Consider the following 25,183-nt stretch of genomic DNA (forward strand, 5'->3'; position numbering starts at 1 on the left):
CCGATTATAGTTGGGGGTTCGCCTCGACGAGTCGCGTCTCGCCCGCCCGCACGCGGTCACCCATTTCCACGGCGAGGTCGGTTCGGTCGATTCCCGGGGGGAGGACCACGTCGACGCGACTGCTGAAGGAGATGTGGCCGACGCGCTCGCCGCGAGCGAGGGTGTCGCCCGCTCTAACGTAGGGATGGGTGCGTCGGGCGACGGCCCCCGCGATGAGTGTCACCGTGTGGTCCTCGAACTCGATGTGACACTTCTCGTTGCGGTCCGCGGCCTTGCTGAACGCGGGCCAGTGGCCGCCGGGCGAGTGTGTCACCGACTGGACGGTCCCGCCCAGCGGTGCGCGGTTGACGTGGACGTTCGAGAGGCCCATGAACACGCCGACGCGGAGTCCGTCGTCCTCCTCGCGCACGACGGAGACTTTGCCGTCGGCCGGCGCGAGCAGGCCGCTCTCGGGAACACTGCGGTCGGGGTCGCGGTGGAAGCCGACGACGGCGACGCTTCCGAGGAGCGCGAGCGTTCCCGCGAGCAGCGAGAGCGGCAAGAGCAGGATACCCACGAGTGCGGCTGGGGCCGCGTACCGCCACGTCCCGGGCGCGATGGGAACGTCCATACCCGCGAGTACGGAGCGTGGCGAATGAACCTATCGGCTCACCCGCCGCCGGGATTATGACCGGCCGCCGCGTATCCCGTCCCTATGACCGACGAGGCGGACCTACTGGCCCCGTTCGACGACGAGGCCATCGAGCGCGTGGCTGGCAAACACGACGTGACGGCCGACGAACTCCGGGAGTTGCTCCGTCGGCACCAGCGTCAAGCACGCGAGAACCCCGGCGTCGAGGACATCGTCTACGAGTGGCGGTCCCAGTTCCACGGCGACCCCTTGCTCCACCGGACGGAGGAAGCGTACTACCTCCGCCTGCGTGACCACGTGTGGGACGAGTTCGCGGACGCACTCGACATCCCCGAGACGGCCCTGTTCGCGCTCTTAGATGTACACGCCGACCAAACGCGGCGGGATACCGGGGCAGGAACCCGTGACGGTGAGCAACTGATGATACTCGGCCGGGAATGACCTCGGTACCACTTGCCACGGACACCTGCTAAATACACCACAATATTTTTGCTATCCTAAAAATTTATTTCTGAGTGCAAAAGCTTATATCACTACGGAACCATAGTTGAGACGAGATGAGCACAGAGAAAACCGTCCGCAAGCAGTCCGGTGAGGTAGAAGACAACGAACTCCGACTCGACCGCGAGAAGTCCAAGGAAATCGTCGAGGCCCTCAACGACGACCTCGCGGATTCGTACACGCTGTACCACCAGCTTCGGAAGCACCACTGGAACGTCGAAGGTGCGGAGTTCCGTGACCTCCACATCTTCCTCGGCGAGGCAGCCGAGAACACCGAAGCCGCGGCCGACGAGATAGCCGAACGGTTGCAGGCACTCGGGGGCGCGCCGGTCTCCAGTATGCCGAACCTCGCGGAGCGGTCGACGGTCGAACCCGAAGACAGCAACGTCTACGCCATCCGGGAATCCCTCCGCAACGACCTCGCGATGTACGGCGACGTCATCGAGAGCCTCCGCGAACACGTCGAACTCGCCACGGAACTGGGCGACCACGCGACAGCCCAGATTCTCCGTGACATCCTCGTCCAGACAGAGGAAGACGCCCACCACATCGAACACTACCTCGAAGACGACACGCTGGTCGCAGAGACCAGCAACGAGTAGGCGTTACCGGTAGCAGTCGACCGTCAGGTCGGTCGCAATCCACCCATCAGTATTCCCTTCTTCGGTAAACACACGTCGGTCAGCGGCCGCTCTGTGACAGTTGATGACCGGCGTGTCCTCCTCGTCGTCGGCGTCGGGGCCCACCGTGGTCGGGGCGTGACTCATCGATAGAACTTAGGCCACCCTAAAATTAAAAGGATTTCGGTCGGCCTAGAGTTCGGACGGGAGTGTGCTTTTGACCCGACGGCCCCAAGCCGACCACATGAGTGACGCTTCGGGCGAGGTATCGCTCGCTCGGTTGGCGACGGACCTCGCACACTCGCTCCGTGACCTCCAGCGAGAACTCGACGACGGCCCGGGACGGCCGCGGCCGCCGACCCCACGGGAACTGCTCAGGTTCACCGACGAGGTGGCGATTCCCGCGCTCATCCTCGTGTTGGAGACGAACATCCGGGCACTCCGCCTCCTGCAGCGCGCACTCCGGTTCGCGGAGGGGCGAGACACGCGACCGTCTGGGGGGTCGAGCGAGGTCAAAGACCGGGCGATAGCACTGAGTCAGACGACGCTCGACCGCCTCGACGGTGTCCTCGCGGACGCACAGGACGCTATCGAGGGGCAACCACCGGACGAGGAGTCACGGGAACTGTTGGACGAAGCGCGTGACCTCCGCGCCGAGATAGACGACCGACTCGCCGCGGAGCGGTCGGACACGGCGTCCGCCGCGGCGACACCGGCCGAGACGGACAGCGACCCGGTGCCCGTCGACGTTGACTCGGAACTCCAGTCGCTCAAAGACGACCTCGACGACGCCGACGACGGATAGGCTACGAGCGAACGGCGGCCCCAGGCCCCCGCGACGCCTTCACGGGGATGGCAAGTTCTTTTTAACAGTTCGTGGAAGGAACGAATCCATGCCGGGAGAGGGTACGACGGGGGAGACACGGGTCGAACTGTACGCGCGAGAAGAGTTACCGTCGGTGGCGGAACGACGGTACGAGCAGGTCGTCGACCGTCTCCGTGACCTCGCAGCCACGGGCCACGTCGCCGCGGTCGACACTCACACGTGGCCGAAGACAGTCCCCGAGCGGAGCGGTGACCGGGAGTCCGACCGCTACGAGCGGTTCGTGGCGTGGGCCGACGAGCGAGCGGTTTCGCTCACTCCATTCTTCGAGACGCGCCAGTGTTACGCCTCGGAAACGGGTGAGACGGGGACGCGCCTCGTCCTCCCCGCACTCTGTCTCGCCGTCTACCGCGACGGCGACCTCGGGTGTGTCTACCCGCACTCGACGAACGACGGGTCCCGGTCGGTGATGGACGGCCTGCGGGCTATCGAGTCTGCACACCGGGGTTCCACCGCCCACCGCGACTCCGCGCGAACCGGGAGCGACTGACAGTCCCGACCGGTCGGTCCGTGGTGTCGAAGCCGACCAGTGCGTGACACGTTCACAAACAGCTAAGCCGTTCGGGTGCGTTCCGGACACCGTAATGACCCGACGCGTGGAGCTGTATCTCCGTGAGTCCGCCCCGCACGCCGCGCGCCAGTCCCAACTGACCGTCCTCGGGCGGTTGCGTGCGTTGGCCGAGGCGGCGGTCGTCGACGAGGTGACTGTCACGACGTGGGCACACAGAGTCGACAGCACGGAACCTGTGCCGAGTCCCGCCAGCACCACACACGAGGCCTTCGAGGAGTGGGCGTCCCAAGGCGGCGTGTCCCTCGGCCCCGCCTTCGACAGCCACGACTGCCACTCGGCGTTCACCGGTTCCCACTATCGCACGACAGTCTACCCCGTGATGTGTGTGGCCGTCTACGAGGACGACGACCTAGTGGAAGTGTACCCCCACTCCCGCAACGGTCGGTCGGTGAGCGTCCTCGACGGACTGGCGATGTTCGAGTGTCCCGACGGCGCGCACACGACCGACACGACGACGGTTCCCTGAGCCGAGAGGACGTGTCCGACCCCAGACTGTTGCTCACACCGTTCTCGTCTTCGCTCCGAACTGACTGCTCGTGCCGCCACCCTCACTGTGTCAGTTCGAAGCGATACCCGTCCCACGCTTGGTCTGCATCTTCCGGTTTGAGGCCGACGCCCGGTTCCCGGAGCTGCTCGGCGTAGACGGGCCGGACCTCGTCACCGGTCGCCACGTCGTCCTCGGCGACGACTTGCCCGATGGCCCTGACCGTCTCGCCCTCGACTTCGAACTCGACGATGGCGAGCGTGTTCGGCTCCCTGACTCCGGGCGGGGTCGCGGTACTCTCCGTCCACGTAACCACTTCGGCGGTGTACTCGCTGAGGTCGACGGTGCCGGTCGGTTCCTCGCCACATTCCGGGCAGAGCGTGTGTGTCGGATACGTGACGTGGCCGTTCGGACAGCGGTCCGCCTCCATCATCGTGCCGCCTCCATGATGGTGGTGATGACGCAGTTGCCGAACCCACCGACGTTACAGGCCAGTCCGGTGTCGGCGTCGACCTGTCGCGCGCCGGCCTCGCCGGTCAACTGCTCGTATATCTCGTAGCCCTGTGCGACGCCGCTGGCCCCGAGCGGGTGCCCCTTCGACTTGAGGCCGCCCGAGGTGTTGATGGGCAGTTCGCCGTCCCGCTCCGTCCGGCCGTCTTCGACCTGTTCCCACGCTCGCCCCTTCTCCGCAAAGTCCAGCCCCTCCATCTGGAGGAACTCGAGGATAGTGAACATGTCGTGGAGTTCCGCCACGTCCACGTCGTCTGGGCCGAGTCCAGCCATCTCGTAGGCCTCTTGACCGGAGTCGACGACGCCGCCCATCGTCGTCGGGTCCTCGCGTTCGTGGACGACGTGGGTATCCGTCGCGCCGCCGACGCCCGAGACGACGACGTACTCGTCTGTGTACTCCTCGGCCACCTCGACGGGACAGAACATGAGCGCGGAACTCCCGTCGGTGATGGGACAGAAGTCGTACAGCCTGAGCGGGTCCGCGATGATGGGACTCTCGAGGGCTTTCTCCTCGCTTATCTCCTTCTGGAACTGCGCCTTGGGGTTGTCGACGCCGTTGCGGTGGTTCTTGACGGCCACCTTCGCCAGACTCTCCCGGGGTGCATCGAACCGTTCGAGGTAGTGCCGGGCGGTCATCCCCGCGAAGGAGGGGAGTGTGACGCCGTGTTTGTACTCCGCGGGGTGCGTGATGGACGCGATGATGTCCGTCGCGCCGCCGGTCCCCTTGTGGGTCATCTTTTCGCCGCCGACGAGGAGGGTCATGTCGCTGGCTCCGGAGCGAATCGACTGCCACGCGGCGTAGATGCCCGCGCCGCCGCTGGAACTGGTCTGGTCGACCCGCTGGCTGTACGCGGGAAGCAGTGCGAGGTCGTGGGCGAGGGCGTTCATGATGCCCGTCTGTCCCTCGAACTCGCCGCTTGCCATGTTCGATACGTAGACGTGTTCGACTGTGTCTGGCGCGACACCGGCGTCGTCGAGACACTCCGTGCCGGCCTGCGCGAGCAGTTCGCGTATCCACGCGTCGCGCTGGCCGAACTTCGTCATCGACCCGCCGATGATTGCCACGTCCCTGTCCATACCCAGAGTCCCACGGGCGGTACCGTAAAACTGGCTGTGGCGGCAGTCAAACGTCCCCGGCGACGATGTCCGCGACCCGCTGTCGCTCGAACAGGTCCCCCTCGGCACCGTACAGTTGGCGTGCCGCGCGTTCCGTGACGACGAGGTTCGTGATAGGCCCCTGATACAGCGGGCCGCCGCGGTAGACGTCGCCGTTCTGGACCGCCGTCAGGTCGCTCGCAGTGTCGTCGCTCTCCATGAACGAGACGACGGTGTCCTCGAACTCTCCGGCCGTCTTCGCCTCGTGACCACGAATCATGAGTACGTCGGGGTCGACATCCAGCAGCGTCTCGTAGTCGATTCGCCCGCGGTTCTCGTGGAAGTCGCGGACGTTCGTTCGCGCCAGCGCGTCCCGTACGCCGAGGTCACGCCACTGCTTGAAACTGGTCCCGTCGCCGACGAGGTACGGTGAGAACTGCTCGGGTTCGTTCGCCGGTTGCGGCCACAGCACCGCGACTGACGGGCGGTCACTCTCCGGCGGGCGAACCGCCTCGACGTTCGACTGAAACGTCTCGTGGAGGTCCGCGAACGCTTCGTACCGCTCCTCGCGCTGGAAGACGGCGGCCAGTTTCTCGAACGCCTCGTACAGCGTGTAGTACTCGTAGTCGTGCCACTCGTACCCACGGGAGAAGATGCTGTTGCCGAAGAAGGGCGTCCCTGCCTCGCGGACCTGCTCTATTTTCCCCGCGTCCCAGTTGTCGCTCCGGTTGGGGATGAAGTTCGGGTCCATCACGAACACGTCGCTCTCCTCGCCCAGCGCGAGGAACTGTTCGAGGTCGAGACCACCCTCCCACAGCGACACCATGTCGCTCTTGTCGACGCTGACGCCCGGTATCTCGTCGTAGTACTGGGTGTGATAGCGCGAGGTCAGGTACAGACCCTCCGGCGGTTCGACGCCGAGCGCGGCACCCATGTCCGCCCAACTCCCGTTGTTCGCGACCCACGTCTGGGGGGTGTCGTCGAACTCGACGGAGCCGACCGGTGCCATCGTCACCGAGTAGCTGTTTGTGCCGTCGTCAGTCGTAGGCTCGTCGGATTCGGACCCCTCCGAACAGCCAGCGACCGCACCCAGTCCGGCGACTGCCGCACTCGTCTTCAGTACCGTCCGTCTCGTGTGTGTTCCGTCGCTCATCAATTTTTAGGCCAGCCTAAAAATATAAAACCGTTCCGAATCTCAGTGACGGGGTCACAGTTCGCCCATCGACTGCTGTTTGCGCATCAGATAGAGGAAGTACGGACCGCCGAGCAGTCCCGTGACGATGCCGACCGGAATCTGTGCGGGCCGCAACGCGAGGCGCGCGCCAACGTCCGCGGCGACCATCAGTGCCGGACCGGCGAACAGGCACCCCACCATCAGCCGCCGGTAGTCGGTGCCGACGACGTTGCGCACGATGTGGGGGACGACGAGGCCGAAGAAACTGACGATGCCCGCGACGGCGATGGCGGCACTGGCCGCGAGGATGCCGACGCCCGACAGCAGCAGTCTGGTCCGCTCCACCCGCATCCCGAGCGAGCGGGCCGTCGTCTCGCCGAGCAACAGGACGTTCAGTTGCCGCGCGCCGACGAGGGCCAACACGATTGCGAGGGCGGCGGCGGGCGTCGCGATGCGGACCTGTTCCCACCCGACACCGGTCAGCGAGCCAGTCAGCCACGCGATGGCCGACTGGACGACGCCGATGTCGTCCGCGAGGAAGTACACGCCCCGCTGGAGGGAATGAAACACCATGTTGACGATGACGCCCGCGAGGACGAGCCGAACCGGACTCGTGCCGTCTTTCCACGCGATGAGGTACGTTATCAGGAAGGCGACGGCTCCGCCGAGCGCGGCGAGAAACGGGAGGAACGGCGTGAGGCCGCTAAAGACGACGAGCGTGGCGAGGACGGCGAACCCTGCTCCGCGACTCACACCGAGAATGAATGGGCTGGCCAGTTCGTTTCGGGTGACGGCTTGGAAGATGGCTCCGGAGATAGCGAGTGCCGCCCCGGCGACGACGCCGACGATGACACGCGGCATCCGAACGGTCCAGACGACGAGCGTCCGCGTGTCGAGCGACGGGAGGTCCCCGCCGAGGAGGAACGCGGACCACACGGCCGGGTCGAAGAGTACGTCGGCGTCGAACACCGCACGGAGTACCTCCATCCGCGTCATCTCGTAGGACCCGAACCTGACCTGTACGAGCCCGGCGACGACAGTGACCAGCAGACAAGCGAGACAGAACGCGACGAGCGAGCCGGAGAGCCACTCGAACCGCGTCACCGACTCGGGCCGCGACGCGACATCCGACGAGCGTGCCATTGTTTTAGGTTGGCCTAAAATATCGGATACGTGTTTCGGTTCGCCGGTCCGGGTTCGGCGTCGCCGTTCGACCCCGAACTGGCCCGCTCGCCGGTCACAGCGGTCGTTTGGGGACGACTCGCATCTCGTCGCCGGTGGAGACGGCCGCGTCGACACCGAACACGTCCGCGAGGAGGTCCTCTGTGACGACCGCGTCCGGCGGTCCCCAGTCGTACACCGACCCGTCCTGGAGCGCGACGACGTAGTCGGCGAAGCGGGCCGCCTGTTCGATGTCGTGGAGGACGACGCCGACGGTCACGTCGTCGTCCTCGTTCAGCGTGCGCACCACGTCGAGGACCCGCAGTTGGTGACGCACGTCGAGGAACGTCGTCGGTTCGTCGAGCAACAGCACGTCCGTCTCCTGTGCGAGTGCCATCGCTATCCAGACGAGTTGCTTCTGTCCGCCGCTCAGACTCCCCACTTCGCTATCTCTGATGTGGTCGACACCGGCCATGTCGATGGCCCGCTCGACGGCCGCACTGTCTTCCTCGGTGACGGAATCGAAGTAGCCGCGGTGTGGATATCGGCCGTGGTACACCAAGTCCTCGACGGTCAGCCCGTCGGGACACTCGTTCTCCTGTGAAAGATGACCCAGTTCGCGCGCGAACGCCCGGGCGTCGTAGGTCCCCACCTCGCGCCCGTCGAGGACGATGCGGCCCGCGTCCGGGCCGAGGTGCCGGGCGATTGTCCTGAGCAGGGTACTCTTGCCGCTCCCGTTCGGCCCGACGAGGGCCGTAATCTCGCCCCGCGGGAGGTCGAAGCGGCCGCACTCGACCACCGGGTCGGCCGCGGCCGAGTAACTGACCGTCACGTCCTCGACGTGGACGTGGCTCTCGGCGTGGGCCGTCTCGGCGTCCCGACGGTCCCGGCGCGCCGGGCTGTCGGACCTCACGGTGCCGACACCCCGACACGTCGTCGGCACACTCGCCGCCCGTTCATACCGCCTTGTTTTAGGCAACCCTAATTCAATCCTTCGGACCGCGCGCCGCCCCGGCGAATGGCTCCGTGGGAGAGGCCGAGCGACGCCCCGGCTCCGGTCGAAACCTCAACGTTCAAGCCGCGCTGTCCCTTCACGGTTGATATGAACGAGGACCGATTGCAGGTCCTGTACGACCAGTCGACGGTGGCGGCGCGAGCCGACTCTGGCGCGTGGCCCGACTGGGCCGTCGCACACTGGGAGACGTTCCGGGAGGCATTGACTGGCGAACACGAGGGGTCGCCGTTCCCGTGCTTCTTCGGCGTCGAGTCCGTCGAGAACGGCGACCCGCTGTACACCGTGGTCCCGTCGATGACGGACAAGGACGCCTTGCTCCGGTTCCGCGACGTACTACTCGAGTACCTCGACACCTACCGTGACCACGCCGAACAGGCGTCGCTGGTCACGTTCTTCAAGCCGCCCGAACGCGACCTGACAGAAGCCGAGTATCACGAGCGACTGTGGCACGTTCTGCAGTTCCTCCACGTCCACGACCCGGAGCCGTGGCCAGAGGAGATTCCGACCGACACCGACGACACCGAGTGGGAGTTCTCCTTCGGCGGCGAGCCGATGTTTCCGACCTGTCGCGCACCGTTCTACGACACGTACCACAGCCGGTACTGCCCCATCGGGCTGGAAATCACGTTCCAGCCCCGGACGCTGTTCGAGGGCATCACCCACGACACCGAGGCCGGACAGCAGGCCCGCGAGGTGATCCACGACCGGTTGTCGGACTACGACGGCGTCTGCCCACACGCCGACATCGGCGACTACGGCGTCGACCACGAGTGGCCTCAGTACATGCTCACCGAGGACGAAGCCCAGTCCCCCGACGAGTGCCCCATCAACGTGACCCGCGACCACCCCAAAGCCACGCGGACACTCCCCGAGGACCATGCCGCCGATTGAGGAGCGGACCGTCACCCTCCCGGAGCGTGCGGCCCTGTTGCTCGTGGACTTCCAACGGGGGTTCAGCGACCCTACGTGGGGCGAGCGCAACAACCCGGCGGCCGAGACACGGGCGCGGGACCTACTCGGTGCGTGGCGCGAGACGGCCCGGCCGGTCGTCCACGTCCGCCACGACTCGACCGAACCGGACTCGCCGCTCCGGCGGTCGGAACCAGGCTTCGCCTTCCGTGAGGGCCTCGAACCCGTGGCCGGTGAGTCGGTCGTCACGAAGTCGGTCAACGGCGCGTTCGTCGGGACCGACCTCGAATCACAACTCCGTGACGGCGGCATCGACACGCTCGTCGTCGCTGGGTTGACCACCGACCACTGCGTTTCGACCACGACCCGGATGGCCGAGAACCGGGGGTTCGACGTGCTGGTCGTCGCCGACGCCACCGCGACTTTCGACCGGGCGTTCGACGGCGAGTCGATGCCCGCCGATGCCGTCCACCGGTCGGCACTGGCCCACCTCGACGGCGAGTTCGCCACCGTCGTGGACGCACGGACCGTTCTCGACGCGCTTCAGTGAGCGAGCGGTCAGTCCCCGTCATCGTCGCGCCCGACGCGGGCGAGCGGTGCGAGCGGGTTGCCCACCCCCGCGAGGAGACAGCCGAGTACCGCGAGGTAGGTCAGTAACCCCCAGACGAGTACCCACGGGAGCCATCGGAGAGTGAATGCGGCGAGGACGCCAGCCACGAGGACGGCGGCCGCGGCAGTCACGGCCACGCCCGGCCGGTTCCAGAGCGTCAGTAGCCGGTCGGGATACCGCAGGAAGGCGAGTTCGAGTCCCACGGCACCGCCGACGCCGCCGACCACGGCACCGGGATGCAGGGCGGCACTCGTCCGGCCGGTCACGGTCGTGACAGTCAGGACAGCGAGGAGGGCACAGACTGCCAGTACTCCGTCGCGGTGGCGCGGGTCCATCGTCCGTCGCTACGACCGCCGGGGTGAAACGGGCACCGCCGGGTCAGTGCCGACGGGCCGCCGCCCGCCACTCGTCGCCGCGTTCCACCGCTCGCGGGCGGTCACGTGGCCGTTGTCCGACCGACGTCAACCGCCCGGCGAAGGCCCACGGGTCCACCGTCGCCGGTTCGTCTCCGCCGCTGTCGGCCGCCCGGGCACGGTCGGTGAGGTGCGCGCCGATGGCTACCGCGACTGCGGTGGCCTCCTCGGGCGTGGCCGTCTCACGGGTCGCCCGTTCGACGCGGTTGAGGATGTCGTCGAGGGACACCTCCACGATGTCGGCGTCGTCGGTCATAGTGGGATGTTGCCGTGGTCTTTCGGTGGCGTGTCCTCACGCTTGCGCCGGAGCAAGTCCAAGTCGTCGACGAGACGAGAGCGCGTCTCCGCGGGGTCGATGACGTCGTCGATGTAACCGCGTTTCGCCGGGCCGTAGGGGTGGGCGAACTCCTCGCGGAACTCGTCCATGAGTTCCTGCCGCCGGGCGTCCGGGTCGTCGGCCTCGGCGATTTCGTTCCGGAAGAGGATGTTGACCGCACCGCGCGGCCCGAGTACCGCCATCTCCGCGCCGGGCCACGCGTAGTTCACGTCCGACCCCAGCATCTTCGAGGACATGACGATGTAGGCCCCGCCGTAGGCCTTGCGCACGACGACTGACATGAGGGGGACCGTCGCCTCGGCGTAGGCGTAGATGAGTTTCGCGCCCCGGCGGATGATGCCGTTGTGTTCCTGTTCGGTCCCGGGCATGAACCCCGGCACGTCGACGAGCGTCAGCACCGGGACGTTGAACGCGTCACAGGTCCGGACGAACCGGGCGGCCTTCTCGGAGGCGTCGATGTCCAAGGTTCCGGCTGAGACGCGCGGTTGGTTGGCGACGACGCCGACGACGTGGCCGTCGAGGCGGCCGAACCCGGTCACCACGTTGCGCGCCCACCCGTCGTGTGTCTCGAAGAACGAGTCCTCGTCGACGACGCGCCCGATGACCTCGGTCATGTCGTAGGGCTTGCGTGGTTCCGCGGGCACGATGTCGGTCAACCCGTCACACGAGCGGTCGGGGTCGTCCCACGGCGAGACACGCGGCGGGTCCTCCATGTTGTTCTGCGGGAGGTACGACAGCAGGCGGCGGATGTCGTCCAGTGCCGCCTCCTCCGACTCGGCGGCGAAGTGTGCGACGCCCGAGCGAGTCGCGTGCGTCTGCGCACCGCCGAGTTCGGCCTTCGACACCTGCTCGCCGGTGACCGTCTCGATGACGTCCGGCCCCGTGATGAACATGTGGCTCGTGTCCTCGACCATGAAGGTGAAATCGGTCAGCGCGGGCGAGTACGTCGCACCGCCCGCACACGGCCCCATGATGGCCGATATCTGGGGCACGAGGCCCGACGCCTGCGTGTTCCGCTGGAATATCTTGGCGAAGCCGACCAGCGAGTCGACCCCCTCCTGAATGCGCGCGCCGCCGGAGTCGTTCAGGCCGACGACGGGCACCCCGTTCTCGATGGCCTTGTCCATCACCTTGCAAATCTTGTCGGCGACGACTTCGCCGACGCTCCCGCCCAGCACGGTGAAGTCGTGGGCGAAGACGAACACCTTCCGGCCGTCCACCTCGCCGTAGCCCGTGACCACTGCGTCGCCCGGGAACTGCTTCTCGTCCATCCCGAACGACTGTGCGCGGTGTTCGACGAACGGGTCGAGTTCCTCGAACGTGCCGTCGTCCAGCAGGTAGTCGACCCGCTCTCGGGCGGTCAGTTTCCCCTTCTCGTGTTGGCGTTCGATGCGCGCCTCGCCGCCGCCCAGTTCCGCCGCCGCTCGCCGCCGTCGCAACTCCTCGACGGGCGATTCGTCGGTCGGTTCGTCGGACTCTTCCTGCCGGCTCATACTACCACTCCATGCCGCCGTTGACGGCGAGAATCTGGCCGGTCATGTAGCTGGAGTCGGGGCCGGCGAGGAAGCGGACGATGCCGGCGACGTCGTCGACGGTGGCGAAGCGGTTGAGGGGGATGCGGTCGAGTATCTTCTGCTGGACGCGTTCGGGCACTTCCTCGAGCATGTCCGTCTCGACGAACCCCGGCGCGACGCAGTTGGCTGTCGACCCCGTGCTGGCCAGTTCCAGCGCGAGCGTCCGAGTGAATCCGAACAGCCCCGACTTCGTCGTCGCGTAGTTGGCCTGCCCGTAGTTCCCCTGCTGGCCCACCACCGAGGAAATGTTGATGAGCCGGCCGTCGTCGGCTGTTTTGAGGTCCTCGAAGAAGGCGTTGGTCGTGTTGTAGACGCCGCCGAGGTTCACGTCGATGACCCGCTCCCAGTCCTCTTTGGTCATGTTCTCGAACTTCTTGTCGAGGGTGATGCCGGCGTTGTTCACCAACACGTCGGTACGCCCGTAGATATCCGTAACGCGGTCGGCCATCGCCTCGACTTCCTGCACCTCGGACACGTCCGCCTGTACCGGCACTGCCGACCCGCCCGCACGCTCTATCTCGTCCGCCACGTCGTTGGCGGCGGCCTCCGAAGACCGATAGTTGACCACCACGTCGGCACCGTGTCTCCCGAGTTCCTCCGCGATACCCCGTCCGATACCGCGCGACGCGCCGGTCACCACGCAGGTCTGATTTTCGAGCATCATAGTTGTCGGTGAGGGCAATCTCCGACAGTGGGAACCGTTCGGCGTCCGCGCGAACCGTCGGATGGTGGCCCTCCTCCTCGTCTAAGACGCCCCCACACGCAACAATAATAGTTGCCCTTAAACCGAGTTTCTCGACTTCGCTAGTGTATAAGGGACTTACGAGAGCGGAACGGTCGTTCGTGGTTACGAAGCGACAGTCACTTTAGGGTGGCCTAAAGAACGGCAGGTACGCATGATGCAGGACACCTGTCTGGTGGTCCCGACCATCAGAGAGTACGAGTGTCTCAGGACGTACTTCGAGAACGCCCGGACACACGGCTTCGACTTGGACCGTCTGCACGTCGTCCTCGTCACCGAGGACTTCTGTGACACCGACGCGATGGCCGCGATGCTCGACGACGAGGGTGTCGACGGCCGCGTCTTCGACGGGACGGCCCGGGAGGCGTGGTTCGGCGAGCAGGGCATCCCCGAGTACAGCCACCTGATTCCCGAGGCGAGTCACGCACAGACGAGTTTCGGCCTGCTCTACACGTGGGCCAACGACTTCGAGTACTGCGTCTTCCTCGACGACGACACGCTCCCCCACCCCGACTACGACTTCTTCGGCACGCACTTCCAGAACCTCGCACACGAAGGCGAGATAGAGCGCGTCCGCTCGGACGAGCAGTGGGTAAACGTCCTCTACCAGAACGCCGAGGAACACGGCCTCTATCCGCGGGGATACCCCTACAGCGCGATGGACGAGACGGTGGAGACGGACACCACGAAAGTCACCGACGTGGTGGCCTCCCAAGGCCTCTGGACGAACGTCCCGGACCTTGACGCGGTGCGCATCCTGATGGACGGCGACTTGCAGGGACAAGCCCAGACCCGGACGAGTACCGAGGACTTCGACGGGAACTTCGTCGCGGGTGAGGGCAATTACCTCACCGTCTGCTCGATGAACCTCGCCTTCCGCCGGGAGGTCATCCCCGCGTTCTACCAGTTGCCGATGGACGACAACGAGTGGGACGTGGGTCGGTTCGACGACATCTGGAGCGGCCTGTTCCTCAAGCGGGCCTGCGACGTGCTGGACAAGCACATCGTGAACGGCGACCCGCTCTGTGAGCACAACAAGGCCCCCCGCTCGACCTTCTCGGACCTCACCAACGAAGTCCACGGGCTGGAGTGCAACGAACACGTCTGGGAAGTCATCGACGACGTGGGTGCGGACGCCGACACGTTCGCGGGCGTGTTCACGGCGATGGCCGACGCGCTCGCCGAAGGTGACTTCTCGGACTACGAGAACGGCGCGTTCCTCAACTACTGCGGCGAGTACATGCAGGACTGGCTCGCCTGCATCGAGGAACTGGAACCCGGCACGGTGCCCGACACGGCGACGGCGGCCACCGCGGACGACTGAACCGGCAACGTTAAGTGTTTTAGGCAGACCTAAATCCAACCATGAACGACGACAGACGGACGACGGGGCGGGGCGTATCGCGCAGACGGCTACTACAGGCGGGCGGTGTCGTGACGGCGGGGTCGCTCGCGGGGTGTGGCGGACTCTTGGGCACCGGTACCGACGGCGAGAGCGACGGTGACGGGAGCGGTGACCAACCGCCGTGGTACGGGTCCGGCCCGGGCGCGTTCGAGGAGCGCGGGACACCCGGCGGCACGTCGATGGACGAGATGCCGGACCTGAGCGGGACGATAAACGTCTACTCGGGCCGCGGAGAGGGGCTGGTCGGTGATCTCGTCTCGTATCTGGAGAATCGCTATCCCGACCTCACCGTGAACCCGACTTACGACAGCGCGACGAACCTCGCCCGGCGAATCCAGACGGAGGGCGAGAACACGCCGGCGGACGTGTTCTACTCGGTGAACGCGGGCGCGCTCGGCTTCGTCGACGAGGAGGGCTACACCGAGACGCTGACCGACGACACCACCTCGCTGGTCGCCGAGCAGTTCCGCGCGAACGACGGTGGGTGGACCGGGACGTCCGGGCGCGCACGGACGGTACCGTACAACACGGATACGCTGTCTGCCTCGGACGTGCCCGACAGCATCATGTCGTTCCCCGACCTGAGCCAGTACTCGGGCCAAATCGGGTGGGCACCGACGTACTCGTCGTTTCAGGCGTTCGTGACGGCCATGCGGATTCTGGAGGGCGAGGACGCGACCCGGCAGTGGCTGTCGGGGATGCAGGACCTGAACGTCCAGGAGTACAACGACGAGTTCGCCGTCGCGCAGGCGGTTGCCGACGGAGAACTCGCGATGGGCTTTACCAACCACTACTACATCCAGCGCGTGCTGGCCGGCCAACCGAACGCGTCCGTCGCGACGGCGTTCACCTCCGGCGACGCCGGGAGCATCTTCAACGTGGCAGGTGCCGCTCGCATCAATGCTTCCGGGCAGTCGGAGATGGCCGACCTGTTCGTGCGACACCTCCTGTCCTCGGAGGCACAGGAGTACTTCGCGATTCGGACCTTCGAGTACCCGCTCGTCGAGGGCGTCGACCCGGTCGGGAGCCTCCCGTCCATCGGCGAGTTGGACGTACCGAACATCAGCCTCTCGCAGTTGTCGGACCTCGAATCGACGGTCACATTACTCCGGGACGAGGGTATCCTCTGACGGAGACATGGCAGGAGCGACCGGCACCGAGCGGACGGACGAGGCGGGTGCGGAGCAGCGGACACGCTCGCTCGGTCTGACACTACTCGCTGGGACCATCGCCGTACTAGTTCTCCTGCCGCTCTCGTGGTTGTTCATCGCAGCCGGGCAGGTCGGTCTGTCCAACGCCGCGGACTTGCTCTTTCGCTCGCGGACGGCGACGGTGGTCGTCAACAGTTTCCTGATGACTGGCACGATAACCGCCGTTTCCGTCCTGCTCGCAGTTCCGATGGCGTATCTCACCGTCCGCACGGACCTCCCGTTCCGTCGCTTTTTCACCGTCGCGCTCGCGCTCCCGCTCGTCGTCCCCAGTTACCTCGGGGCGTTCGCGTTCGTGTCGGCGTTCAGTCCGCGGGGCGAGTTCCAGACGCTGCTCGCGCCGCTCGGCATCGAGTCCATCCCGAGCATCTACGGGTTCCAAGGAGCGGCGTTCATCATCACCCTGTACACGTACCCGTACGTGTTCATCACGACGCGGGCGGCGTTGAAGTCCCTCGATACGACGCTCGTGGACGCGGCCCGGACGCTGGAACACACGCGCTGGGAGGCGTTCAAGCGGGTGACGTGGCCACAGATTCGGCCCGCCGTGGCCGCCGGTGCCCTCCTCGTGGCCCTCTACGCGCTGTCGGATTTCGGCACGCCCCAGATAATGCGATACGACGTTTTCACACGCGTTATTTACGTCGAGTTCAACTCCTTCGGACAAGGACAGAACATGGCCGCCCTCCTCTCCCTCCAGTTGGTCGCCGTCACGGCCTTCATCCTCGCCGTCGAGTCGCGGGTCCGCGGCGGTGCGCGCATCGACACGGAAGGGGGCTACGCGAGCGGTGACGAGGCGTCCGTCCACCTCGGCCGCTGGCGGTGGGTCGCGGCCGCCGCCTGTGCCCTCGTCGCGGGCGTCGCCCTCGTCGTCCCCCTCGCCATTCTCGGCCTGTGGGCCGTCCGCGGGAGTACGAGCGCGGTCAACTACTCCGTCGACCTCGTAGGTATGAGCCTCAACTCCATCGGCGTCTCCGTCGCCGCGGCACTCGTCGCGGCACTCGCCGGTCTCCCGGTTGCGTACCTCGCCGCGCGCCGGGACTCGTGGCTGACGAACCTCTTCGAGCGCGCCACGTACGTCGGCTACGCCGTCCCGGGCGTCGTCCTCGGCCTCGCGTTGGTGTTTCTCGGCTCGCAGTATGGCGGCGCGCTCTACCGGCAGGGCCTGATTGCGTTTCCCTTGCTCGTGTTCGCCTACGTCGTCCGGTTCCTCCCGCAGGCCGTCGGGTCGACGCGAGCGGGGTTCCTGCAGGTCAGTCCCGCGCTCCCGGAGGCCGCCCGGACGCTCGGCCGGTCTCCGCTGTCGACGTTCCGGTCGGTTACGCTCCCGCTTGTCGCGCCGGGACTGCTGGCGGGTGCGGCACTCGTCTTCCTGACGACGATGAAGGAACTCCCGGCGACGCTCCTGCTCCGGCCGCCGGGGTTCGACACGCTCGTGACCGGCATCTGGCGCGCACAGCGGTCCTTCGAGTTCGGGAAGGCCGCCGTCCCGGCCATCCTCCTGCTCGTCGTGTCCGCCGTCTCGATGCTCATCATCCTCAAAGCGGAGGGATACGATGTCGAATAGCACACTCGACCGACCCGACGGAGAGACGCAGACGGTCACGGACCCGGTGTTGGAACTCGACGGCGTCGAGAAGTACTTCGGTGACGTGTGCGTCATCGACAGTCTCGACCTCACAGTCCGGGAGGGGGAACTGTTGACCCTGCTCGGTCCCTCGGGGTGTGGGAAGACGACCACGCTTCGACTCATCGCGGGCCTCGAACGCCTCGACGGCGGCGTCGTGCGACTCCGCGGCGAGGACGTGGCGGGCACTGGGACGTTCCTGCCGCCGGAGGAGCGAGACGTGGGCGTCGTCTTTCAGGAGTTCGCGCTGTTCCCCCACAAGACGGCCGCCGAGAACGTCGCCTTCGGACTCACGGACCGGCCAGCGGCGGAACGGGAGGCGCGCGTGCAGGAACTGCTCGAACTCGTCGGCCTGACCGAACACGCCGACCAGTACCCCGAAGAACTCTCGGGCGGGCAACAACAGCGCGTCGCACTGGCTCGGTCGCTCGCGCCCGAGCCGTCGGTCCTCCTGCTTGACGAACCGTTCTCGAATCTCGACGTGGACCTCCGGGTCGAGATGCGCCAAGAGGTCCGGCGCATCATCAAGCGTACCGGCGTCACGGCAGTCTCCGTGACTCACGACCAAGAGGAAGCGATGTCCATCAGCGACCGCGTGGCCGTGATGCGGGCCGGGAACGTCGAACAGGTCGGCACGCCGGAGGAAGTGTTCCAGAACCCCAAGTCCCGATTCGTCGCGACGTTCCTCGGCCACGCGAGTTTCGTCTCGGGACACGTCGCGGGCGACACCGTGGAGACGGGCATCGGGACGCTCCGGCGCGCGCAGGTCAACGGCCTCGCCGAGGCCTACGACGGGTCGGACATCGACGTGCTGGTTCGCCCCGACGACCTGCAGGCCAGCCCCGCCGACGGCGAGGCCGAGGGAACCGTCGTCGACAGGCGGTTCCACGGCCCGACAGTTCTCTACCGGGTCGAACTCGACAGCGGCGACGTGGTCGGCTGTATGCACAACCACGCGGACGACCTGCAACTCGACAGCCGCGTCGACGTGGAGATAGCGGCGGACCACGACCTCGCGTGGTTCCCCCGCGGCGCGCGTCGCGTGGTGGACGGCGGCCACGACGACGATGCGTGACCGGCGACGGCGGGCCGCGCTGGTCGCACTCGCCGCGCTCTCGGGTATCGTCGTCTTCTGGCTCGCCGCCGACCTCTTCGCACATTACTCCTCGAACCACGACGAGGGCGTCTACCTCCAGCAGGCACAGCTACTGCTCGACGGGCAACTCTGGATGCAGCCCGCGATTCCCGACGCCGTCCACCCGTGGTTCTTCGTCGAGGACGCCGGACGCCTCTATCCCAAGTACACGCCCGTCCCGGCGGGGATGTTCGCGCTCGGGGTGGCCGTCGGCGTCCCGCGGCTGTCGCTCGCGCTCGTCGCTGCAGGGAGCGTCGCGCTGGTCGGCCTCGTGACCGAGGAGGCGTTCGACGACCGGGTCGGACTGCTCGCGGCCGGCCTGTTCGCCGCCTCGCCGCTGTTCCTGCTGGATTCCGCGGTGTTCCTCCCCTACGCGCCGACGACGCTGTTGAACCTGCTGTTCGCGCTGGGTTACCTGCGGGCGTGCCGGGCCGACACCTCGACCCGCCACCGCACGTACGCCGCCCTCGCGGGGGGTGCCGTCGGCCTCGCCTTCTTCGCGCGACCGTACACCGCCGTCCTGTTCGCCGCACCGTTCGTCGGCCACGCGCTGGCCGTCCTCGCCGTCGATTGGCGGCGCGGCGGGGGAGCCGTCCTCGGCATCAGCAGGAGTGTACTGGAACGCTACGCGCTCATCGCTGGTCTGGGCCTCGCGGGTGTCGGTGTCTCGCTCGCGTACAACGCCGTCGTGACGGGCGACCCACTCGTCTTCCCGTATCAGGCCTTCGCGCCGCAGGACGGCCCCGGCTTCGGCGTGCGGCGCATTCTCGGCTACGAGCGCGAGTACACTCCCGCGCTCGCGCTCCGGGCTAACGCCGAGGTGTTGTGGGTCCTGCTGACTCGCTGGGTCGTGGCCGGACCGGTCGGGTCGCTCGCCGCCGGTGTCGGCCTGCTAGTCGCCGCCAGCCGCGCGGTGCGTGCGGTGGGCGTCTCGGTACCGCACCCGGATGACCTCGGCGACCACGGCGCGCGGGCACTGCTGGCTGGCCTGTTGGTCAGCGTTCCGGTGGGGAACGTCTTCTTCTGGGGGAACCTGAACGTCCTCGCCGCGCTGGACGTGCCCGACGACGGACTCGTCTCGCTGCTCGGCCCGTTCTACCACTTCGACCTCCTCGTCCCCGTCGCGGCGTTCGGCGCGTTCGGGGTTCTCACGGTCGGTGACTGGCTCCGGTCGGTCGTTGCCAACAGGTGGTCGGCTGGCACGGGCCGGGCCGTCGTCGCAGGGGTCCTCGTCGCCGTGATTCTCGTCGCGGGCGTCGCACAGGCCGCCGCACTCACAGGACCGGTCGAACGGAACCGCGCGTACACAGACCGGTACGAGCAGGCCTACGAACCGTTCGCGGACCGAACGTTCGAGGACGCACTCGTGTTCGTGCCGACGCCGTACGGCGAGTGGCTGAACCACCCGTTCCAGTCGCTCCGCAACGACCCCGAACTCGACGGCCCGGCAGTGTACGCACTCGACAGAAGTCCCGGCGAGAACTTCGCGGTTCTGGACACCTACGACGACCGCACCCCGTACCGCTACACCTACCGGGGGGCGTGGAATCCGAACGTCGAGGCGTCGCGGGACCCCATCGTGGCGACTGTCGAACCGCTCCAAGTGGCCCGCGGTGACCGGCACCGAGTCACGTTCACCGTGGGTCGCGTCGTCGGAGCCGAGAGCGCGACGGTCCGACTCGCGAGTTCCGAGGTGGCCGTCCAGTACGGCGTCGAACGACTCCCCGACCGCAACCTCACCGTGGAGTGGACCGTCACGCCGGGCCAGGCACGCGTGAACGAGTCGAACCTCCGGGGCTACAGCGAGGAGTCAGTCGTCCGGTTCGAGAACGCTACAGACCTCTCGCTCGCCGTCACGTTCACGCAGGCCGGCGGGTCGACGGTGACCTACAGGCAGGAACTGACCGTCGAGCGGACCGACGATGCCGTCCGCGTCGTCTGGCCGCCCGAAACCACGGTCTGCCGTCTCGTCGCCGACTGCGGACGCGAGGGGACGTACGTCGACGGTGCGGAGGGGTACGTCGGCGGCGTGTCCGTCGCGGAGAACCTGACGACTCACTCGCCGTAGACGCCGGTATCGGGGTTGAATTCGGCCCACGCGAACCAGAACAGTGGCGACCGGTCGTTTGCTCGGGAGAGCCTCCGGCCCTCGTACGGGCCGTCGACTGCCTCGCCGGAGACGACACGCCAGCGCGACCCGCCTGCGGCGAGGAAGGCATCGTCCTCGGCGGCGGCGAACGCCAGTGACTCGCCGTCGACGCGCCTGTCGTAGGCCACGAGCGACCCCCCGGGGTCGGTGGTGACGACGACGGGCAGGTCGCCGACGCTGTCGGTAACGATGCCCGCCGACTCGACTCTGTCGAGCGGGTAGGCCCTCGCCGCGTCGGCCGTCGAGACGCCGACGACGACAGTTTTCGGGTGGAGTCTGTCGTCGGCGTTGTTGTCGCTCCCCGTGATGCCGACCCGGCGAATCTCGTCGTAGTTCTCGTACGGGTCGCGTGCGTAGTTGCGAGCGCGTGCGTCGGTGATGGTCCCGGATTCGGGCGGGGGGAGGAGGACGCGGGTCTCCGGGTGGTCGCCGCGCCACGCACCCCACGTGGTGAGTGACGACGGGACGAGCGTCAGGTCGGCCCCGGTTTGGGGACCGTTGATGGCCGTCGCCGCGATTTGGCTCCAGAGACTCTCCGTCGCCTCGTCGTACATCACGAGGTCGGACCGCCAGAGATACCCCGACACGCCGAAGTCCGTCGGTTCGCCCGCGACGAACCGCTCGGCGACGACGCCGCTCCCACAGAGCGGGCAGTAGGTGACCAGCAACGGCCCGCCGAACTCGTCGTTGACGACTTCGTGCCAGTTGAGAACCGCGAGGGGGTACGCCCGGGCCTCGCCGTTCCGGGTGACACCGAGTACCTCGGCGTCGTCGTCGAGTGAGAAATCGGTGGTCTGCCAGTCGTCGCCGAATGCAGGGTCCGTAATCGCGGGAATCGCGTCTTTCGGCGCGCCGCGTTGCAGTTCGTCACGAGCGATGGGTAGCGAGCGGTCCAGCACCGTCGGTGCTGGCGTCCCGTCCGTCGCCGGGTCGCCGGTTCCAGCTTCCTCACCGCCACCCGTCAGTTCAGAGGTACACCCCGCCAGCCCGGCGGCCGAGAGCGTCCCGATGCTCGCGAGCAACGTACGTCGGTTCATGGGGCACGGTAACAGACGGAGGTATAAACTGACTCGCCGCTTTCGCGCGCCGTGACCACAGCCGTTAGCGGAGGCGTTCTTCGAGACAGACTTTGACGATGGACTTCCCGATAGCGAGGCCGCCCTGAATCGGGTCCAGTGTCGTCTCTCCCGCTCGCTCGCCGTACTCGATAGGCAGTTCACAGACATCGTACTCACGCATCAGCGGCCGGAGGAGCAACTCCGCCGAGAGGCCGGTGTTCTCTGTCCACTCGATTTTCTGGACGAGTTCCTGCCGGTAGGCCCGCATCCCGGTGGTCGTGTCGTGGATGCGGCGGCCTGTGAGCGCGCTGGCCACCGCGGCGAAGGCGCGGTTACCGAGTCGGTTGAACCCCGGCATCGTCTCGGCCCCCCAGTAGAGGCGGTCACCGCTGACCACATCGTAGCCGTCGTTGATTCGGTCGAGGAAGTCGGGCAGTCGGTCCATCGGGTACGTGTCGTCACAGTCCGTGGTGACGACGACCGGTCGGTCGGCCGCGAGGACTGCCGCACGCACGGCGACGCCGTAGCCCTGCGGTTCCTGTTCGATGACCCGTGCCCCGTGGTCGCGGGCGATTTCTGCGGTCCGGTCACTCGACCCGTCGACACAGACTACCGAGGCCCGCCCGTCGGTAACCCGGTCGATGTCGTCGAGAACCGTCCCGATTGCCGCCTCCTCGTTGTACGTCCCCATGACGACACTCACGTCGTCGAAGGTGTACTCGTCACCTGTCACCGGTTCCGCCGCAGTCGCGTCACTCATCGTATGCCCGTCGTCACTGGCACCTCTTGAGTTTTTAGGTTCGCCAAAATCAGAGTCGCGGATGCAACGGCCGGCAGGAGTGTCAACACACAGTTACGACAACCCGAAGCCCAGGGCGAGTTTCAGTATAGCGGTATGTGGTTTACGTGTTCGCTCTGCGTCGGGACAGCGGCCCCAGTAGGGTATTGTTTCGTAACCCCAAGAGTACTGTAACTCAGTACGACTGGGAAAACGGGGGTGAACGTCCGCCGCAGTGTTTCACCCGGACTTCGTGCTGTCGCTCGAACCCGAGTGGCATCGAGGTGGACCAATCGAACTCGGTGGACAACAGTCGTTCTGTATAGCGGCCTGTCCCGTGCGAAACCGCTGTGATACCACCGGGTCTCGTTATCACGGTCAGTTACGAGGTCGATTTGCTAACCTCTCGTACAGCCACAAACGGAGATGAACGCCTGTCTATCGCTCCGTTTCAACCTGTAGCTAGGCGTTGAATGTCCCGAACACTCTACCAGCCGGGCATCAGCTGGCCAGACAGCGACGAGACGCCGGCCCACGTCGCTGATCGAAGTGCCACTCTGTCGAAGCCCCCGTACAGACTGACAGCGGGGCCGTAGCGGGGCAGGCAGTGACTCCGCTTTTTATTCTCGCCTCTCGTCGGGAGGAGAGTCGTCGCGTTCCGCGACCCGACGCACAATAGGCGCGAGTAGCGTCACCCACGAGCTACGGACCCTCAAGCCAACCGCCGAGGACAAACTCCAGTCTAGCAGTGCCGCGCGGGCAGACGCACCGACACACCGAGGCGTGACGGATGCCAACCTACGAACCCGGCGGACGACACGCCACGCTTCGAAGGGTATCGGACCAGATTGCCGGCAAACGAGAGGGTGTATTTTATCGACGTATTTGGTACTACACTGTCTGGCTACACGAGAATATCCGCCCCCATTTGAATGAGTGCGGCAAATTGTGGTTTCACACTGGTCGATAAGTTCTTTTATCCATCTATTTGGGGATAAGTTGAAGTGGCTGCCGTTCGACCGCCCGGTATGGGTAGTGACGGCGCGGAGACGGAGCGAGTCGCGGTCAAGACGTACGTCCCGGCTTACCAGAAGGCCGAGTGGGAGGCACACGCAACGGACCTAGACATGAGCCAGAGCGAGTTCGTTCGGACGATGGTACAGGCTGGCAGGCGGGGGTTCTCGATAAACCCGGAAGAGATGGAAGATTCGGACGCTGACCCTGGGGGTCAGCCCCTCGAAGACCGTGTTCTCGACATCCTCCGCGACCGGGGGCCACAGGCGTGGGACGACCTGCGCGCTGCGGTGACCGAGGGGATAGAGGACCGACTGGACGAGGTGCTGACGGACCTACAGGACCAGAACGAGATTCGATACAGCGGCCGCGACGGCGGCTACACGCTCGCGGGTGAGAACGCGTGAGTACGGACCGAGCGGCGGCGAGCAGTAACGACGCGATAGACCGATTCCTCGAAGAGTTGACTTTCCACGGGAAGACCGAACGAACCCGTGCCGCCTACGAACGGGTCCTCAGGCGGTTCGAGGCCTTCCTCGCGGACCCGGCGGCGAATCCAGCTGACAGGGCACTCCCACCCGACGCGGCCGGACGACGGGAGTGTATGGCGTGGATACATACGCTCCGCGGTGACCTCGAACCCAGCACCGTCGCCACGTACGCCGCGTATCTCCACCGCTTTTACGCGTACATGACCGAGGTCGGTGAGTTCGACAACAACCCGATGACAGTCGTCCGCGAGGAGATGGACGAACGCATCGACACCGACCCGACACGGCGAGAGATAGCCGTCCCTGAGATGCGCGAGTTCGTCGCCAGACTGACCCATCCGCTGGACCGCGCACTCGTCGTCACGCTCCTGAAGACCGGGATGCGTGTCGGGGAACTCTGCAATCTCGACCTGCGGGACGTGACGATGACGGGGAATTTCGGGGCGTACGACCTCGGTGGGCGGGCGCAACTCGACGGCCGCGGAGACTCGCTGTACGTCGCGAGCGACATCGCGCGTGGGGACGCCATCAACGGCGAGGACCGAACCGCCGCGAACAAACGAAAGCGCGGCACCGTCGTCCCAGTCGACGACGAACTCGCCGTCGTCCTCCGTGAGTGGCTCGCAATCCGACCGAACGCAGTCTCACCGGCTGAGCCGCTGTTCTGTAGCACCGGGGACGAGTGGGGACAGCGCGTGACGCCCTCGATGGTCCGGTCGCGGGTGAAAGACCACGCCGAAGCAGTCGGCTGGTACCGCACGGGTGGTGGCCCGGCAGAGAACGTCACACCCCACTACTTCCGGCACTTCTTCACGACACACCTCCGGGACAGAACCGGGGACCGTGGTATCGTCAAGTACCTCCGCGGCGACGTCGCCGACGACATCATCGACACCTACACGCACAACTGGGGCACCCGGGTTCGGGACACGTACGAACGACACATCTACGAGTTGCTGTAGCGGGTTTTTTGCTGAATCTCGTGACACGTCTCGTGAACTTCGCGTGTGACCACGAGCGGATGGCGTTCTATACCGGACTAGTAAATCTTATATCGCTATATCAAATCCGACCCAGCTCGCAACCAC

27 protein-coding genes are annotated in these 25,183 nt (G+C 66.3%); 14 read left to right on the forward strand and 13 right to left on the reverse strand.

Going from position 1 to position 25,183, the window contains the following annotated elements; translation table 11 throughout:
* Window positions 1-4: 4 nt before the first annotated feature.
* Window positions 5-610 carry a protein sorting system archaetidylserine decarboxylase gene (locus MUG95_RS00855; protein WP_247009182.1) on the reverse strand — a complete coding sequence of 202 codons (606 nt, stop codon included), beginning with the start codon at window positions 608-610 and terminating at the stop codon, window positions 5-7.
* Window positions 611-694: 84 nt separating this feature from the next.
* Here MUG95_RS00855 and MUG95_RS00860 point away from each other — a divergent pair, with 84 nt between their 5' ends.
* Together MUG95_RS00860 and dpsA are read left to right on the forward strand one after the other, a co-directional pair.
* Window positions 695-1,072: a DUF8048 family protein gene (locus MUG95_RS00860; protein ID WP_247009183.1), complete on the forward strand. Its 378-nt coding sequence runs from the start codon at window positions 695-697 to the stop codon at window positions 1,070-1,072.
* Between the two features lie 116 nt (window positions 1,073-1,188).
* Complete coding sequence (dpsA, locus tag MUG95_RS00865; RefSeq protein ID WP_247009184.1) at window positions 1,189-1,734, forward strand: DNA starvation/stationary phase protection protein DpsA; 546 nt, start codon at window positions 1,189-1,191, stop codon at window positions 1,732-1,734.
* A gap of 3 nt (window positions 1,735-1,737) precedes the next feature.
* On the opposite strand, the gene MUG95_RS00870 is transcribed toward dpsA, so the two are convergent.
* Window positions 1,738-1,899, reverse strand: a complete 162-nt coding sequence (locus tag MUG95_RS00870; protein ID WP_247009185.1) for a hypothetical protein — start codon at window positions 1,897-1,899, stop codon at window positions 1,738-1,740.
* 97 nt (window positions 1,900-1,996) lie between these two features.
* Here MUG95_RS00870 and MUG95_RS00875 point away from each other — a divergent pair, with 97 nt between their 5' ends.
* From MUG95_RS00875 to MUG95_RS00885, 3 genes are all read left to right on the forward strand, one after another.
* Window positions 1,997-2,557, forward strand: coding sequence for a DUF7547 family protein (locus tag MUG95_RS00875; protein ID WP_247009186.1), 561 nt, complete (start codon window positions 1,997-1,999; stop codon window positions 2,555-2,557).
* An 88-nt stretch (window positions 2,558-2,645) separates the two neighbouring features.
* Complete coding sequence (locus MUG95_RS00880; RefSeq protein ID WP_247009187.1) at window positions 2,646-3,125, forward strand: HTH domain-containing protein; 480 nt, start codon at window positions 2,646-2,648, stop codon at window positions 3,123-3,125.
* Window positions 3,126-3,219: 94 nt separating this feature from the next.
* A complete protein-coding gene (locus MUG95_RS00885; RefSeq protein ID WP_247009188.1) occupies window positions 3,220-3,672 on the forward strand; it encodes an HTH domain-containing protein in 453 nt (150 codons plus the stop codon).
* Window positions 3,673-3,754: 82 nt separating this feature from the next.
* On the opposite strand, the gene MUG95_RS00890 is transcribed toward MUG95_RS00885, so the two are convergent.
* From MUG95_RS00890 to MUG95_RS00910, 5 genes are all read right to left on the reverse strand, one after another.
* A complete protein-coding gene (locus tag MUG95_RS00890) occupies window positions 3,755-4,120 on the reverse strand; it encodes a Zn-ribbon domain-containing OB-fold protein (protein WP_372608208.1) in 366 nt (121 codons plus the stop codon).
* The gene (locus tag MUG95_RS00895; RefSeq protein WP_247009190.1) at window positions 4,120-5,277 is read right to left on the reverse strand and encodes a thiolase family protein; all 1,158 of its coding nucleotides are present in this window, start codon (window positions 5,275-5,277) and stop codon (window positions 4,120-4,122) included. Before MUG95_RS00895 ends, MUG95_RS00890 begins: the two co-directional genes overlap by 1 nt.
* A gap of 46 nt (window positions 5,278-5,323) precedes the next feature.
* The gene (locus MUG95_RS00900) at window positions 5,324-6,448 is read right to left on the reverse strand and encodes an ABC transporter substrate-binding protein (RefSeq protein WP_247009191.1); all 1,125 of its coding nucleotides are present in this window, start codon (window positions 6,446-6,448) and stop codon (window positions 5,324-5,326) included.
* Between the two features lie 54 nt (window positions 6,449-6,502).
* A complete protein-coding gene (locus MUG95_RS00905) occupies window positions 6,503-7,612 on the reverse strand; it encodes a FecCD family ABC transporter permease (RefSeq protein WP_247009192.1) in 1,110 nt (369 codons plus the stop codon).
* A 94-nt stretch (window positions 7,613-7,706) separates the two neighbouring features.
* A complete protein-coding gene (locus tag MUG95_RS00910) occupies window positions 7,707-8,543 on the reverse strand; it encodes an ABC transporter ATP-binding protein (RefSeq protein WP_247009193.1) in 837 nt (278 codons plus the stop codon).
* A gap of 189 nt (window positions 8,544-8,732) precedes the next feature.
* On the opposite strand from MUG95_RS00910, the gene MUG95_RS00915 reads away from it, so the two are divergent.
* Together MUG95_RS00915 and MUG95_RS00920 are read left to right on the forward strand one after the other, a co-directional pair.
* The gene (locus MUG95_RS00915; protein WP_247009194.1) at window positions 8,733-9,536 is read left to right on the forward strand and encodes a YqcI/YcgG family protein; all 804 of its coding nucleotides are present in this window, start codon (window positions 8,733-8,735) and stop codon (window positions 9,534-9,536) included.
* The gene (locus MUG95_RS00920; RefSeq protein ID WP_247009195.1) at window positions 9,523-10,104 is read left to right on the forward strand and encodes a cysteine hydrolase family protein; all 582 of its coding nucleotides are present in this window, start codon (window positions 9,523-9,525) and stop codon (window positions 10,102-10,104) included. The genes MUG95_RS00915 and MUG95_RS00920 overlap by 14 nt, the downstream gene beginning before the upstream one ends.
* Before the next feature lie 8 nt (window positions 10,105-10,112).
* Here the strand turns inward: MUG95_RS00920 and MUG95_RS00925 are convergent, their stop codons facing one another.
* The 4 genes from MUG95_RS00925 to MUG95_RS00940 are packed head-to-tail and all read right to left on the reverse strand — an operon-like array spanning window position 10,113 to window position 13,152.
* On the reverse strand, window positions 10,113-10,499 hold the full coding sequence (locus MUG95_RS00925; protein ID WP_247009196.1) for a hypothetical protein: 387 nt from the start codon (window positions 10,497-10,499) through the stop codon (window positions 10,113-10,115).
* Window positions 10,500-10,542: 43 nt separating this feature from the next.
* On the reverse strand, window positions 10,543-10,833 hold the full coding sequence (locus MUG95_RS00930; protein WP_247009197.1) for a DUF8022 family protein: 291 nt from the start codon (window positions 10,831-10,833) through the stop codon (window positions 10,543-10,545).
* Window positions 10,830-12,407, reverse strand: a complete 1,578-nt coding sequence (locus MUG95_RS00935) for an acyl-CoA carboxylase subunit beta (protein WP_247009198.1) — start codon at window positions 12,405-12,407, stop codon at window positions 10,830-10,832. The genes MUG95_RS00930 and MUG95_RS00935 overlap by 4 nt, the downstream gene beginning before the upstream one ends.
* Window position 12,408: 1 nt before the next feature.
* Complete coding sequence (locus MUG95_RS00940) at window positions 12,409-13,152, reverse strand: beta-ketoacyl-ACP reductase (protein WP_247009199.1); 744 nt, start codon at window positions 13,150-13,152, stop codon at window positions 12,409-12,411.
* A gap of 232 nt (window positions 13,153-13,384) precedes the next feature.
* On the opposite strand from MUG95_RS00940, the gene MUG95_RS00945 reads away from it, so the two are divergent.
* Genes MUG95_RS00945 through MUG95_RS00965 form a run of 5 tightly spaced genes read left to right on the forward strand, consistent with a single transcriptional unit; the run spans window position 13,385 to window position 20,673 of the window.
* Window positions 13,385-14,554, forward strand: coding sequence for an alpha-1 4-glucan-protein synthase (locus tag MUG95_RS00945; RefSeq protein ID WP_247009200.1), 1,170 nt, complete (start codon window positions 13,385-13,387; stop codon window positions 14,552-14,554).
* 41 nt (window positions 14,555-14,595) lie between these two features.
* Entirely contained in the window at window positions 14,596-15,765 is a 1,170-nt protein-coding gene (locus MUG95_RS00950) for an extracellular solute-binding protein (protein ID WP_247009201.1), read from the forward strand.
* A gap of 7 nt (window positions 15,766-15,772) precedes the next feature.
* Window positions 15,773-17,410, forward strand: a complete 1,638-nt coding sequence (locus MUG95_RS00955; RefSeq protein WP_247009202.1) for an ABC transporter permease — start codon at window positions 15,773-15,775, stop codon at window positions 17,408-17,410.
* Window positions 17,400-18,545, forward strand: coding sequence for an ABC transporter ATP-binding protein (locus MUG95_RS00960; RefSeq protein ID WP_247009203.1), 1,146 nt, complete (start codon window positions 17,400-17,402; stop codon window positions 18,543-18,545). Before MUG95_RS00955 ends, MUG95_RS00960 begins: the two co-directional genes overlap by 11 nt.
* Window positions 18,538-20,673, forward strand: a complete 2,136-nt coding sequence (locus MUG95_RS00965) for an ArnT family glycosyltransferase (RefSeq protein ID WP_247009204.1) — start codon at window positions 18,538-18,540, stop codon at window positions 20,671-20,673. Before MUG95_RS00960 ends, MUG95_RS00965 begins: the two co-directional genes overlap by 8 nt.
* On the opposite strand, the gene MUG95_RS00970 is transcribed toward MUG95_RS00965, so the two are convergent.
* Together MUG95_RS00970 and MUG95_RS00975 are read right to left on the reverse strand one after the other, a co-directional pair.
* The gene (locus tag MUG95_RS00970) at window positions 20,661-21,791 is read right to left on the reverse strand and encodes a DUF3179 domain-containing protein (RefSeq protein ID WP_247009205.1); all 1,131 of its coding nucleotides are present in this window, start codon (window positions 21,789-21,791) and stop codon (window positions 20,661-20,663) included. The genes MUG95_RS00965 and MUG95_RS00970 overlap by 13 nt on opposite strands.
* 64 nt (window positions 21,792-21,855) lie before the next feature.
* Window positions 21,856-22,572 (reverse strand): dolichyl-phosphate hexose transferase, encoded by a 717-nt coding sequence (locus tag MUG95_RS00975; protein WP_247009206.1) that lies wholly within the window; start codon window positions 22,570-22,572, stop codon window positions 21,856-21,858.
* A 1,046-nt stretch (window positions 22,573-23,618) separates the two neighbouring features.
* Here MUG95_RS00975 and MUG95_RS00980 point away from each other — a divergent pair.
* Entirely contained in the window at window positions 23,619-24,011 is a 393-nt protein-coding gene (locus MUG95_RS00980) for a DUF5805 domain-containing protein (RefSeq protein ID WP_247009207.1), read from the forward strand.
* Entirely contained in the window at window positions 24,008-25,057 is a 1,050-nt protein-coding gene (locus MUG95_RS00985) for a tyrosine-type recombinase/integrase (protein ID WP_247009208.1), read from the forward strand. The genes MUG95_RS00980 and MUG95_RS00985 overlap by 4 nt, the downstream gene beginning before the upstream one ends.
* Window positions 25,058-25,183 lie beyond the last annotated feature (126 nt).

It is taken from the genome of Halorientalis litorea, from assembly GCF_023028225.1.
Lineage (GTDB): Archaea > Halobacteriota > Halobacteria > Halobacteriales > Haloarculaceae > Halorientalis > Halorientalis litorea.